The 13427-nt window shown below is 62.3% G+C and carries 8 protein-coding genes; 6 read left to right on the top strand and 2 right to left on the bottom strand.

Going from position 1 to position 13427, the window contains the following annotated elements:
• Positions 1 to 35 precede the first annotated feature (35 nt).
• Together ABC383_RS21985 and ABC383_RS21980 are read left to right on the top strand one after the other, a co-directional pair.
• The gene (locus ABC383_RS21985; RefSeq protein WP_413017234.1) at positions 36 to 1340 is read left to right on the top strand and encodes an MFS family transporter; all 1305 of its coding nucleotides are present in this window, start codon (positions 36 to 38) and stop codon (positions 1338 to 1340) included.
• 252 nt (positions 1341 to 1592) lie between these two features.
• Complete coding sequence (locus ABC383_RS21980) at positions 1593 to 2285, top strand: SGNH/GDSL hydrolase family protein (RefSeq protein ID WP_413017232.1); 693 nt, start codon at positions 1593 to 1595, stop codon at positions 2283 to 2285.
• Here the strand turns inward: ABC383_RS21980 and opgC are convergent.
• Positions 2278 to 3486 (bottom strand): OpgC domain-containing protein, encoded by a 1209-nt coding sequence (opgC, locus tag ABC383_RS21975; protein WP_413017230.1) that lies wholly within the window; start codon positions 3484 to 3486, stop codon positions 2278 to 2280. The genes ABC383_RS21980 and opgC overlap by 8 nt on opposite strands.
• Before the next feature lie 553 nt (positions 3487 to 4039).
• On the opposite strand from opgC, the gene pepA reads away from it, so the two are divergent.
• Positions 4040 to 4870: a flocculation-associated PEP-CTERM protein PepA gene (gene pepA / locus ABC383_RS21970; RefSeq protein WP_413017228.1), complete on the top strand. Its 831-nt coding sequence runs from the start codon at positions 4040 to 4042 to the stop codon at positions 4868 to 4870.
• A 356-nt stretch (positions 4871 to 5226) separates the two neighbouring features.
• Positions 5227 to 6918, top strand: coding sequence for a SulP family inorganic anion transporter (locus ABC383_RS21965; protein ID WP_413017226.1), 1692 nt, complete (start codon positions 5227 to 5229; stop codon positions 6916 to 6918).
• 262 nt (positions 6919 to 7180) lie between these two features.
• Here the strand turns inward: ABC383_RS21965 and ABC383_RS21960 are convergent, their stop codons facing one another.
• Positions 7181 to 12664: a tetratricopeptide repeat protein gene (locus ABC383_RS21960; RefSeq protein WP_413017403.1), complete on the bottom strand. Its 5484-nt coding sequence runs from the start codon at positions 12662 to 12664 to the stop codon at positions 7181 to 7183.
• 197 nt (positions 12665 to 12861) lie between these two features.
• Here ABC383_RS21960 and ABC383_RS21955 point away from each other — a divergent pair, with 197 nt between their 5' ends.
• Together ABC383_RS21955 and ABC383_RS21950 are read left to right on the top strand one after the other, a co-directional pair.
• Positions 12862 to 13047 (top strand): hypothetical protein, encoded by a 186-nt coding sequence (locus ABC383_RS21955; RefSeq protein WP_413017225.1) that lies wholly within the window; start codon positions 12862 to 12864, stop codon positions 13045 to 13047.
• A gap of 123 nt (positions 13048 to 13170) precedes the next feature.
• Entirely contained in the window at positions 13171 to 13419 is a 249-nt protein-coding gene (locus ABC383_RS21950) for a hypothetical protein (protein WP_413017223.1), read from the top strand.
• Positions 13420 to 13427: the final 8 nt, after the last annotated feature.

The following is a 13427-nucleotide window of genomic DNA, read 5'->3' as shown; positions in this document are numbered from 1 at the left end:
AACCCATGTCTTGATCACTACAGGAACACGCCGAAATGGACACCGCAAGCCCCACGACCGCTACGCACCCGATGGATGACCGCAGCCGCATCTTCGCCATCGTCGCCGCCTCCTCGGGCAACCTGGTCGAATGGTTCGACTTCTATATCTACTCCTTCACGTCGCTGTATTTTGCGCATGCGTTTTTCCCGTCCGGCAATCCGACCACCCAGCTGCTCAACACGGCCGGCGTGTTCGCCGCCGGCTTCCTGATGCGGCCCATCGGCGGCTGGATGTTCGGCCGGATCGCCGACAAGCGCGGCCGCAAGACCGCCATGCTGATCTCGGTGTTCATGATGTGCGGCGGCTCGCTGCTCATTGCCTGCCTGCCGACCTATGCCACGATAGGCACCCTCGCGCCGGCGCTGCTGCTGCTGGCGCGGCTGCTGCAGGGCCTGTCGGTCGGCGGCGAGTACGGCACCAGCGCGACCTACATGAGCGAAGTGGCGCTGAAGGGCCGGCGCGGCTTCTTCGCCTCCTTCCAGTACGTGACCCTGATCGGCGGCCAGCTGCTGGCGGTGCTGGTGCTGGTCGTGCTGCAGCAGCTGCTTACCACGGAACAGCTGCGCGACTGGGGCTGGCGCATTCCCTTCGTGCTGGGCGCGCTGGCCGCGCTGGTGGCGCTCTACCTGCGCCGCACCCTGTCCGAGACCTCCACCGCCGAAAGCCGCGGCGCCAAGGAAGCCGGCAGCTTCGCCGGCCTGATGCAGCACAAGGGCGCCTTCTTCACCGTGATCGCCTTCACCGCCGGCGGCTCGCTGATCTTCTACACCTTCACCACCTACATGCAGAAGTACCTGGTCAACACCGCGGGCATGCATGCCAAGACCGCCAGCCTGGTGATGACCTGCGCGCTGTTTGTCTACATGCTGATGCAGCCGCTCTTCGGCGCTCTGTCCGACCGCATCGGGCGCCGCACCTCGATGCTCTGGTTCGGCGGCCTTGCCACGCTGTGCACCGTGCCCATCCTGTATGCGCTGGCCGGGGTGCGCAGCCCCTATGCCGCATTCGCGCTGGTGGTCGGCGCCCTGGCCATCGTCAGCTTCTATACCTCCATCAGCGGCCTGATCAAGTCGGAGATGTTCCCGCCGGAGATCAGGGCGCTCGGCGTCGGTTTTTCCTATGCGCTGGGCAATGCCATCTTCGGCGGTTCGGCCGAGTATGTCGCGCTGTGGCTCAAGTCGGTCGGCCACGAAGCCAGCTTCTACTGGTACGTGACGGCGATGTGCGCGATTGCCTTCGCGGTGTGCCTCAAAATGCGCGACCCGGCCAAGGTCGGTTACCTGAAGGATGCCGCCTGAGTGCAGGCATCACGGAGAAGGCATGGGAGCTGTCTGCCTTCCCACCTTTAATGCGCCGTGGCCGCCAGGCATGCTTTTATCGATGCCGGCGGCCGCACCGCAACGGCCGGATTGGCCCGCAAGCACCTTGCAGCAACGTTTTTGCATGGCAAAAATCACAATTTTTTCATCTGTTTCAATGACTTGCCTTTAATATTGGCGGGCCGTCCCAAAATGCGGCAACATCCGGTCGAATCAGATTAAAGGTTTGCAATGATTGCCATTTCTCGGGCAGTGGTCTCTCTTTTGTTTGCCGCCGGACTGGCGCAGCCGGTCCTGGCCCAGAGCAGCGCGGCCGGGCTCCAGGCCGCTATCGATCCGCGCTGGACCTCCAGCTTCGATGCCTTCGCCAATGCCGACAAGCAAAAAATGCCGGCGCCGGGCGGCGTGCTGTTCGTGGGCAGCTCATCGATCCGCCTCTGGGACAACCTGGAACAGCAATTCAACACCGCGCCCATCGTGGTCAAGCGCGGCTTCGGCGGTTCCCGCATGGAGGACTGCGCCGCCTACCTGAGCCGCCTGGTGATTCCCTACAAGCCGCGCACGGTGGTGGTGTATGCCGGCGAGAACGACCTGGCCGAAGGCCGCCGGCCGGAACAGGTGTTAAAGAGTTTTACCCGCTTCGTCGAAGGCGTGCGCGCCGCCTTGCCCGCCACCCGCATCGCCTATGTGTCGATCAAGCCCAGCATCGCCCGCGTTGGCCTGCTGGCCGACATCCGTGCCACCAATGCCCTGATCGGCGAGTACGTGTCGCACCTGGACAATGCCCGCTATATCGATGTCTTCACGCCCATGCTCGACAGCCGGGGCGCGCCGCGCGCCGAATTGTTCCGCGAGGACAGGCTGCACATGAACCAGGCCGGCTACGCGCTATGGCATGACCTGATCTCGCCGTCGCTCAGGTAGGCAGATCGGATTTGGCCGCACCGGCGGCCGTGGCCTGGCGACGCCCCGCGCGTTTCAGTTCCTGCTCCTTGCGCGCCGCCAGCATGCGCTGCTGCTCCTCGCGGTCGAGGTACAGCGTGACCAGCGCAGTCGCATACAGCGCCGCCAGGCCGGCCGCCATCATCAGCACATCCAGCAGCAGCGGGCGGCCGGGCCGGTATTCCCCGGCAATCGACAGCGCGGCAAGCACCACCACCAGGTGCATGCAGAACACTGGCAGCGATGCCGACCCCAGCTTTTCCAGAAAGCCGATGCGCGGCAGCCGCTCGCTCAGGCGCGGCCCGATATGCATGATCACCACCAGCAGCGCGAACAGGTTCAGCATGCGCAGCGGCCCCAGTCGCCATTTGTCGAACAGGTGGTTGATTAGGGATTCGGCATCACCCGGCACCGGAATCTGGCCGGCCGTATGGCGCCACACCAGGCCAATCAGCACCACCAGGAAAGCGCCCACCACCAGGGCCCGGGGGAAGGGCTTGCGGTGGTCCAGCCTGCCCTGTGCGGTGGCGGCGCCCATCCATAGGCCGAACAGCCAGAGGAATTGCCATGACAGGGTCTCGAACGAGCCGGTTTCGCTGAACGGCACCCGCAGCCCGGTATGCTGGGCCAGCATCTCGTACAGGCCCTGCGACAGCGGAAACTGGCCGCATGCCCACAGGGCCACGCTGATAACGAATATGCCGGTCCAGCCGCGCTGCATCGCAAAGGCGAGCACGAAGGGGCTGGCGAACAGCAGCAGGATGTAGAGCGGCAGGATATCAAGCAGCGGCGGGTTGTAGATCAGGAGCAGCGCACCCGGCAGCGCGGCCCAGGGATCGGACAGGTAGAAGCCGATCAGGTTGGTCAGCGCCGGCTGGTCGAGCTTGAGGCCGAGCATGGCAATGGCCGAGAACAGGAACAGCAGCAGGGTGGCGTGGCAGGCGTACACCGTGGTGACGCGCCGGAAAAAGGCTTTTTTCATGGCCGGTATGCCGGCCTTCTGCGCCCGCCCGGTATAGATCAGCCCGGCCATGAAGGCCGACAGCATCACGAAACCCTCGGCGGCCGACACATAGCCGAAGGGCTGGCCGAGCTTGTCGGAAAACCGGGTCGGCAGGTGCGTGGTAAACATCATCACCAGCATGAAGCCCCTTAGCAGATCCAGTTCCCAACGTCGATTCATGGTCTTTCACCTGTCGATTAACGGGACAGTCTGCCGGAAAAGAAAGCGACGGGTTTTGATTGAAAACACCGATGCAAAGTGCATGGGCGGCGCAATTATGGATGCATGGCGAATTGCATGAAGAAAATAATTGCACTGAATAAATTAAATAATGGAATTTGGAGAAGGTTTGATAAATATCCGAATATGTTTCCTGCAGTAATTACGCTTGCATCGAGTAATCTGGTAAAAAATTGATCGTACGACTGCTTCACAATCACGGTTTGCAGCGCGTGAAAGGCATACAAGATTGCCTGGACAGGGCATTGGACGAAGTGAATGTCGCGAATTTCCCCATTAACTTGCTTTTACGTGCGCAAACGCACATACATTTCGCGCTATCCATGCATATTGTCAAATTGTTGTGTCGGATAAATTTACAATATTGAAACTAGTTACATTCAGTAACTTGTTAAGTCGTTGATTTTAAAAAATGTTGATTGGGTGGCACGGTTCCTGCTGATTAGGCCATGAGAGCAATCTCGCCATAATTAATTAAACTGGAATCGGAAAAATGAAAAACGCAATTCGCAAGACCCTGATCGCATGCGCAGTGACCGCCTCGTTCGCAGCCAGCTCCGGCGCCATGGCACAGAGCTTCCCGGACTTCACCGTGAACGAAGGCGCGATCGCCGGCGCTCTCGGCCAGACCTTCACCGCCGACAAGATCACCGGCAACTACGTGGAAGTCATCACCTTTTCCGGCTCCGAGACCAGCGGCACATTCAATGTGTCCCTGAAGTGGAATGCAGGCCAGTTCGTCGCCAACAACGGCTCCACCCCGGTGGCTAGCCAGCTCGGCGGCTCGGCCAGCCAGTATGGCCTGTACGCGCTGTACCAGGGCACCGGCACCTTCAACACCACCGCATCCGGCACCGTGTTCAGCTTCACGCCAGGCGGCTCCCTGAACCTGTTCGCCGACGCACAATCCAACACCCTGTTCGGCCAGCCGGCCAACGGCGCGCTGGGTTTCTCCACCACCAACAACGCGGATGACGTGCTGATCGCCACCGGCACCCCGACTTCCGGCGAAGGCCGCCTCGACCCGAGCCTGAGCACCTGCGGCATCACCAACGGCATCAACTGCGGCAGCTTCGGCGCCTCGTCGTCGTTCAACCTGACCGCTGCCGGCAGCGAGTACTTTGTTGCGCCCAACCCGTTCTATAACATTTCGTTCCAGTCGGGCCAGCTCAACAACTTCAACCCGACCGGTACCCAGGTCATCAACGGTTCGCTCGACGTGATCTTCGGCGGCTCTTCGGAAGTGCCGGAGCCGGCAACCGTCGCCATGGTCGGTCTGGGCCTGCTGGGCCTGGGCCTGGCCCGTCGTCGCAAGCAAGCCTGATACTGCCCGCCGCCGCCTGCACGGGCAGCGGCGGGACAGGCTGCAATCCGAAACCACGGCGCTTTCCGGCCGTGGTTTTTTCTTGCCTGCGCGCGCCAGGCCGAGCCGCCCGTCCGGACGACATGGCGGGAAGACGGCCACGCCGACCGGATGTGGCAGCTGTGGCGGGCAATGCGCCCATCTTCCAGCAAGGACGGCACACAGCTACTGTTTATTGCGGACGGGTACTTTATACTGCATGACGTCCGGCAAGGCATCCAGCCCAAGGGACAGGCCCGCGCGGAGAGCCCCGGCGCGAACCAGGCCGGCGCCACCAGCGCCACCAGGGCAGCCCACACCAACCACAACAGCCCGAGATGCAGCCTTCCCACCGCCTGCGGCGTTATTTCCCCTTCCTGTCCTGGCCGCGTCCGACGCGGCAATCCCTGAAACGCGATGTCTGGGCCGGCATCACCGTCGGCCTGGTGCTGGTGCCGCAGGCGCTGGCCTATGCCACGCTGGCCGGCATGCCGCCGCACACGGGCCTGTATGCCGCGCTGCTGCCCAGCATCATCGGCATGCTGTGGGGCTCGTCGCCGCTGCTGGCGGTGGGGCCGGTGGCGCTGACTTCCATCCTTGTATTCGGCTCGCTGTCATCGCTGGCCGCGCCGGAAACGGGGGCCTGGACCGCGCTGGCGATCTGGCTGGCGCTCTACTCGGGCCTGTTCCAGCTGCTGCTGGGCGTGTTCCGCATGGGCAGCATCGCCAACCTGGTGTCGCAGCCGGTGGTCACCGGCTTCATCAATGCCGCCGCGGTCATCATCATGCTGTCGCAGCTGCCGCAGTTGCTGGGCATTGCCTTTCATCCGCGCCAGTGGTCCGCGCCCGCCGAGTTCATCGCCTTCTCGCGCGGCACGCCCATCACCGCCGCCTTTGGCGTCAGCGCTATCCTGCTGCTGGTGCTGCTGCGGCGATACGCGCCACGCCTGCCTGGCGTGCTGCTGGTGACCGTGCTGGGCATCCTCGCCAGCCGGCTGCTGGACTACGCCGGCCACGGCGGCGCCATCGTCGGCAAGCTGCCATCGAATATGCCCACGCTGGCGCTGCCGCCGGCGATCTCCTTCGACAGCCACCGCGAGTTGTGGCTGGGCGCGCTGATCCTGGCCATCGTCAGCTTCACCGAGGCGATGTCGAGCTGCCGCGTGATCGCCCGCAAGCAGCGTGAGCGCTGGGATGAAAACCAGGAGCTGATCGGCCAGGGCCTGGCCAAGATGACCAGCGGCCTGTGCGGCGCCTTCCCGGTCAGCGGCTCGATCTCGCGCTCGGCGCTGAACTTGTATGCCGGCGCCACCAGCGCCTGGTCTTCGCTGGTGGCGGCGCTGTGCGTGCTGTTCTCGCTGCTGTTCCTGACCGGCTTCATCCACGACCTGCCGTACTCGGTGCTGGCGGCGATGATCATGGTGCCGGTCTTCAACCTGCTCGACTTCGGCGCCTTCCGCCGCCTGTTCCACATCTCGCGCGACGATGCGGCGGTGGCCGCCGTGACCTTCATCGTCACCCTGTCGTTCTCGCCGCGCCTGCACTTTGGCGTCTTCGCCGGCCTGGGCCTGACCATGGTGACCTTCCTGTACCGCCGCGCCCACCCTCGCATCATCGAAGTCGCGCTGCACCCCGACGGCACCCTGCGCGACCGCGCCCGCTTCGACCTGCCGCCGCTGGCGCCCGACCTGCTGGCGGTGCGCATGGACTCCGCCCTGAACTTCCTCACCGCCGCCGCGCTGGAGCGCTTCATCGTCGAACGCCAGAGCGCCGACCCGCGCGTGCGCCGGGTGCTGCTGTCGGCTTCGGGCATCAACGATATCGATGCCAGCGGGGTGGACCTGCTGGAGGCGCTGGCGGTGAACCTGCAGGCGCAGAACGTGGAGCTGAATCTGGCGGCGGTGAAGAAGCAGGTGTGGGAAGTGATGGAGCGGGCGGGGTTGATTGCGATGATCGGGGAGGGGCGGTTGTTTAGTACGGACAGGGAGGCGGTGGAGATGTTGGCGGCGGAGCGGGTAGGGATGCGGTAAAGGGATGGGGCAGGGTGTGCGGGCCTGCTCGTCGTTCCATGTAAACATGAAATGCATGCGTTGACGACGCGGGCAGGCGGCTTGGGCGCATGGGGATTAGCACTACCTGCAGGCAGCTGCCGGCCGTGATCGGCGGCCGGCGGGGAAGAGCGTGTTGCTCAGGATTTGCGCTTTGGGACGAGGTCGGCTCCTGAAAAGCCGACGTCCCCTGGAATGGCAACCGCTTCGGGGCGCGGTACCCATGAGGTGGTGCTCTGCTGGCTCATGACACCAGGCATTTATCGGAATTCTTGTTGCCTTTTTCCTTGCGACCCGGACTCCCGCGACTGGCGTCGTCCTCAGGGGCCAACTTTTTGCGTAGGGGCTTTTTGGCGCTGGACTTTTTCCTGTTGGACTTGCTGCGCTTGGGCTCCTCGTGATCGGCTTCCGCCTGTGCCTCTGACAGCGATGCGATATTGCGTCGGCTCTGTGCTTCCACGTCCGCGACGCCAAGCTTCATGGCAATGGTCAGGGAGTGCTGGTAATACGTGAGTGCTTCCTCGCGATGACCCAGTGCCTGATGCATTTCACCGACAATGTTGCAGGAGTTGGCGGTATCGGCATGGTCGCCGAGTGCCTTCCTGCGGGCAGCCAATGCCTTGAGATAGTGTTCCAGCGCCTGGTCATCTTCACCGAGTGCCTGTAGCAGCCATCCCACTCCGTCGTACAACCCGGCAGTATCGATATGTTCGGTGCCTAGCTCTTTCTCGTAAATGATCAGGGCCTTTTGTTGGTATTGAAGCGCTAGTGCCTGCTTTCCCTGTGCAGATAGCAGCAGTCCGAGGTTGCCATACGTCCGGGCGGTCTCGATATGTTCGGCGCCGAAGGCCTTCTCCTGGATGGCAAGCGCCTTCTGACAGTGTTCCAATGCCTGCTCAGGCCGCCCTAGTTCATGCAGCACCCCTGCGATGGCCGCATAAGACAGGCTGGTCTCGATATGGTCGATGCCGAGAACGTCTGCCTGGATGGCGAGCGCCTTGCGATGAGACTCAAGCGCTTGTTCATAATGGCCTTGCGCCTGCTGTTGTGATCCGATGTCGTTATACGAGCGGGCGTTGTCGATACTGGTACGGTAAGGGTCGAGCACCTTCTCATGGTCCGAGCTTGTGTGGCCGGAAACCTTGTGGTCCACAGCATCATGTTCGACAACCCGATGTTCAACGACCTGAGCTTCGGCATGAGCATTCGACTTTGATAGCGATGCAATATTGCGTCTGCACCGCGTTGCGAGATCCAGATCGTCAAGCACGACAGCCATGCTCAGTGCTTGCTGATAATGCGCGAGCGCTTCCTCGTATTGGCCCAAGGCATGATGCATGTTGCCGACATTGTTGCAGAAGCCAGCGGTATTGGCATTGTTGCCGTTGGCTTTCCTATAGATGTTTAGTGCCGCCACAAAGTATTCCAGCGCCTGCTCGTATCTGCCAAGCGTCTGTAGTGTCATGCCGATGGCGTTGTAGGCACCAATGGTATCGACATGATCAGTACCGGAAACCTTCCTGCTGATGTCAAGCGCCTTGCGATAGCAATCAAGAGCCTGCTCAGGCTTCCCTAAAGCGCATAGCAGCGCCCCGATGCTGTTCAACGATGGGACGTTTGCCGCATGTTCGATGCTGGGAACGTTTTCATTAACGGCAAGCGCCTTGTAGTGGTAGTCCAGCGCTTGCTCAAGCCTGCCTAGTTCCTCCAGCAGCAATGCGGCGTTGTTATACGATTTTGCGAGATCGGTATGATCGGTGCCGAGTATCTTTTTCTGGATGCCGATTGCCTTGAGACAGTATTCAAGTGCTTCCTCTTGATTTCCCTGGGCCCGCAGTACTAACGCGATGCTGTCATATATCCTGGCGATATCAGCATGATCGGTGCCGTGGACCTTCTGATTGATGGCAAGCGCTTTGTGAAGGTATTCAAGTGCCTGCTCATATTTTCCCAGGGCCTCCAGCAGCGTTCCAATATGGAAATGCGAGACGGCGGTACCTGTATGGTCGGTGCCAAGGACCTTCTCCTGAATAGCAAGCGCTTTGTAGTAGTACGCTAGCGCCTGTCCATAGTCTCCTTGTGCCTGAAGCTGCGATCCCATGCGGTTATATGACTCGGCAGTGTCGGTATGGTCGGCTCCACGGAGCTTCTCGTAAATAGCCTGCGCCTTGTGTATGTATGCTTGCGCCTGTTCATGCTTTCTCTGCTCCTGGAGCAGCGTTCCGATGTGGCTATACGACCTGGCGGTGTCGAGATGGTTGTTGCCAAGGACGTTTTCCTGGATGAAGAGCGCTTTATGAAAATACGCAAGCGCCTCATCAGGCTTGTCTTGCGCCACGAGAAGCCGCCCAATATTGCCGTAAGAGATTGCGGTGTCGGCGTGGTTGATGCCGAGCTTGCTTTCCTTGATGGCGAGCGCCTTGTGAAGATATTCAAACGCTTGCGTATGCTTGCCTAGTGTCGTCAACATCGTCCCGATGTTGTTATACGAAATGGCGGCATTAATATCCTCCTTGCCGACTAGCCTTTCCTTGATGGCCAGCGCCTTGAACATGTATTCCAAGGCATCCGCATATAGCTGCCGGTCATCGAGCGCCTTTGAAATCGCTTCATACAATCTCGTTTCGATAGACTCCTGTTTTGGGCTGGCCTTCCCGGTGCGCTGAGGCGCTTCGCTGGCTTCCAGCTGAGCACGCGCCATCAGGAGTGCTTCGGGCGATGAAGTTTCTGTCCAGCTCAGAATTTTTTGCACCGCATCTGCGTTGAGGCTTATATCGTCTTTATGCAAAAGCTCCAGCAGCCGCTGCGCCAGGCAATGCTCAAACACTGACTTGTGGATGAACTCGATCACCGCGCCGCGTGGCCTAAGCGGCAGGCTCGTGGCGAATTGGCTGGCCTTCTGCCGCTGCAGCCGCACGAAGTCATCTTCCGTTAGCACCATGCGGCGCGACTGCTCCTTGCGCTCCGCTTCGCTCAATTCGCTCACCTTGGTCTGGCGCGCCTGGTAGCGCTGCTGTGCCTGTTGCTGAACCAGCGCTTCCAGCCCGGCCCAAGGTGAGCCGGGCTGCCCGGCATTAGCCAAGGGCAGCACGATGCCGCTGCCCTTGGCAGCCAACAAGGCGGTATCACGGGCAAACATCGTGAAGCTGGCAGACAGCGTGCCATGGCTGGCCTGCAGCTGCTGCAGCACGGCATCTTCCACCATGCCCTTGCCGCTATTGACCATGTGCTCGATGAAGCCCTCGTAAATGTCCGAACGGGTCAGCTTCTCCAGTGGCTTTTTGCTCACCGTGTCCCAGCTCTGCCACAAGAGGTAGAGCACGAAGGGATTGCGCAGCACCGCGCGCAGCTCGACAGAGGCTTGCAGCTTGGTTGCATAGCCTTGATAGGTGGCATTATCCCAAGCCAGGTGCTGCTTCAAGTAGGACAACAGTTGGCTGGTGCCGAACGAAAGGTAGTGGCAGCCTTGCAGCTTGCCGGCCAGGGCGAAGCGTTGTTGCTGCTGGTCCTCTGGCACGGTGCCGGGGCGGCAGGTGACGATGAGACGGGCGTCAGCCGGCAGGCCAAGATGCCTAGCCAGGTTGCCGGGGTTCTCTTCGTCGATGCCGACTTCATCGTAGCCGTCGATGAACACCAGCGGCGTGGCCTGGCCCGGCTGCAGGCCGTGGCGCTGCAGGGCGTCGGCGCAGGCGTTCTTCAGCGCGGCATGGGTCCAGCTGGCTACATGGTTGCGGAGGAACACCGGCAGGTAGCGCGGCTTGGGATGGCTGGCCGGTTCGGCGAAGTGTTGCCACCACTGCTGCTGGATGCGGTCGGCCAGCATGCACATGCTCAGGCTCTTGCCCAGCCCACCTTCCCCCAGCAGCAGCAGGGTGCCGGCGTTGGCGCTGGCGAGGAAGTCCTCGAACACCTGTTGCAGCGGCTGTGGCGCATTGGGCACGGTGGCCGGGCCGGCATGGTTCTCAAAGCGTTCCCAGTACCTCTCCATCGGGCCTTCGATAGGCTGCAGCGTGACCTGGCAGGGCACGTAATGGCGTGCCTCGGCGCGCCGTGGGTGCAGCGCCTGCTCAAGTTGCATGGCCAGGGCCATGAGCGCATGGTCGGCATGCATGGCCGGGGCCATGTCGCGCAGCTGCTGCAGCACGTCGGCGATGCTGGCGCGCTGGGCGGCGTAGAGGCTCCAGCATGCGAGGATGAGCTTTTTGAACTGCGGCGGGCAATCGGCGGGAATCGGCATGCGTTCGCCCGCCCTGACGGCGCTCAGGTTCGGGTCCTGATCATGCATCTGTTCCCATGACAGCGGCTGCTCGCCACCGCTGACCATCTGCCAGAACACCAGGCCCAGCGCATAGATGTCGGTGGCCTTGCTGCTCAAGCGGTCTTTTCCTTTGCCCAGGTTCTCCGGCGCGATGAAGCTCTTGTCCTGCAGGCCCTGATCGACGGCGCTGGCCTCGCTGTCGGCCAGCAGCGCATCGACCTGCGCCACGCCGAGGTCAGCCAGGCGTGCCCGGCCGTGGCGGTCGATCAGGATGTTCTCGGCCTTCAGGTCGCGGTGCAGCATGCCCTGCTCGTGCAGATAGGCCAGGGCCTGGCTGATCTCCAGCATCCATTGCCATAGCCGGGATGCAGGGATGGGCTTGCCATCCGCGGCGCTACGCTCCAGCACGCCGCGCATGCTGCCCTGGTGGCAGAACTCCAGCACCAGGTAGGGCGCGCCGTCCTTGTGGCAGATGCCGTGAAACTGGACCAGGTTGGGATGCTGGGTGGTGGCCAGGCGGGCGACTTCCCATTCGAGGGCTTCGGTGACTTCCTCGGGGTTCAGGCCCAGCCCTTCGCTGGCATGGGCGAAGTCGATCTTCTTGAGGGCGACATCGGTGCCGTCCCAGATGCCGCGGAAGACCTGGCCGAAGGCGCCGCTGGCGAGAAACTTGCCGATGGTGATCTGGCTGGCGGGAATCTGGTTGGCGCCGGCCAGGACGGCGGAGGCGAGGATGGCGGGCTGGGGGGTGGTGTTGTCCGGCGGGACGTCGTTGTCGCTGTCGGGATCGCCCACCAGGCGTTCGGTATCGCTGTCGGGATCGCCGACCAGGCGTTCGGTATCGCTGTCGGGATCGCCGACCAGGCGTTCGGTATCGCTGTCGGGGTCGCCGACCAGGCGTTCGGTATCGCTGTCGGGGTCGCCGACCAGGCGTTCGGTATCGCTGTCGGGGTCGCCGACCAGGCGTTCGGTGTCACTGTCGGGCTCGCCCACCAGGCCGTTGGCATCGCCTGGCGCAAGGTCGGTATCGCTGTCTGGCTCACCTACCAGCTGTTCGCCATCGCTATCAGGCTCGCCACCCTCTTTCGTGTCGCCGGTCCTTGCCTGCAGGCCGGAATGGGCGGCCTGTTCCTGCTCGCTGTCCGCATCGCCGCTGTCCTCACTGTCGCTTTCCCTGCTTTTGGTCGGAGGCAGGTCGGGGTGCCCGGACTTGGCGGAATTGAATGGCGCCAGCATGCCGGCGCCTGCGGAAGCAAGCTGCGGCTGGCTGCTTGTCAGCGCCGGCTTGCGCTGGCCCGCATCGCCGGCGGGCAACGCCTGCTGCAATGCGCCCGCGGTGCGGTTCTCCACCACGGCAAGCACCGGAGCGCCGGTGGGGGCGGGTGTGGTGCTTGTCGTGTCAGAGGCGCCGGTTGCGGAAATGAAGATGCGCTTGTCGGTGATGCCGGCAGCCGGTAAAGAAGTAGCCATGAGTTGCAATCTCCTGTCAGGACGGAACATTAAAGGGGTAAGACAAGCCCCGTTGTGCTGGACTCCAGCAGGTGGGGCGCGGCGGTGATGGAGCGGGTGAGGATGAAGCGGCGTGTGTGGCTAGTAGCGAGGAACTGTGAACAAGGTGCTGGGGGAATTGAAAATTTTTCGTACGGTGGCAGGGCAAGCGTTCCTATATGGATCTATCTGCCACCTCTGTGTCGTGGGCATCCGTCCATCGGCAAGGCTGGCAGGTGCAGGCGCCCGACCTGCTGGTGGCGCGCATGGACTTGGCGCTGACCCACCTCACCGCCGCCGCGCTGGAGCGCTTCATCGTCCAACGGCAGAGCGCCGATCCGCTCATGCGCTGCGTGGTCTCGTGAGCCTCGGGCATCAAGGATATCGGCTCCAGCGACGTTCCTCTGCTGGGGATGCCCGCGCTGGATATGCAGGCGCTGAACGTGGAGCTGAACCTGGCGACCGTGAATTAACAGATTGTGGAAGGGATGAAACCGGTGGCGCTGATTGCGATGATCGGGGAGCGGCATCTGTTTGCGACCGACCGCGAGGCGGTGCGAGCGCTGGCAGGAAGCATCGCCGCCGCGGGATATGGCGTCATGCTGAGGCGGCTTGGGAACCGGCGCACCGCCCGTGTATCGACAGCACAGAAAAGCGTGCGCGCCGGGCGATGCCGCAACGCCGCACTCCGCCTGGTGCATGCCAATCGCTTCAGGATAGCCAGCTTCGTTTCCTGAAACTCCCC

The organism is Noviherbaspirillum phoenicis, from assembly GCF_047237965.1.
Taxonomy (GTDB): domain Bacteria; phylum Pseudomonadota; class Gammaproteobacteria; order Burkholderiales; family Burkholderiaceae_D; genus Noviherbaspirillum_A.
The sequence above is the reverse complement of the archived record's forward strand: the minus strand, read 5'-3'. Positions and strand labels throughout refer to the sequence as shown.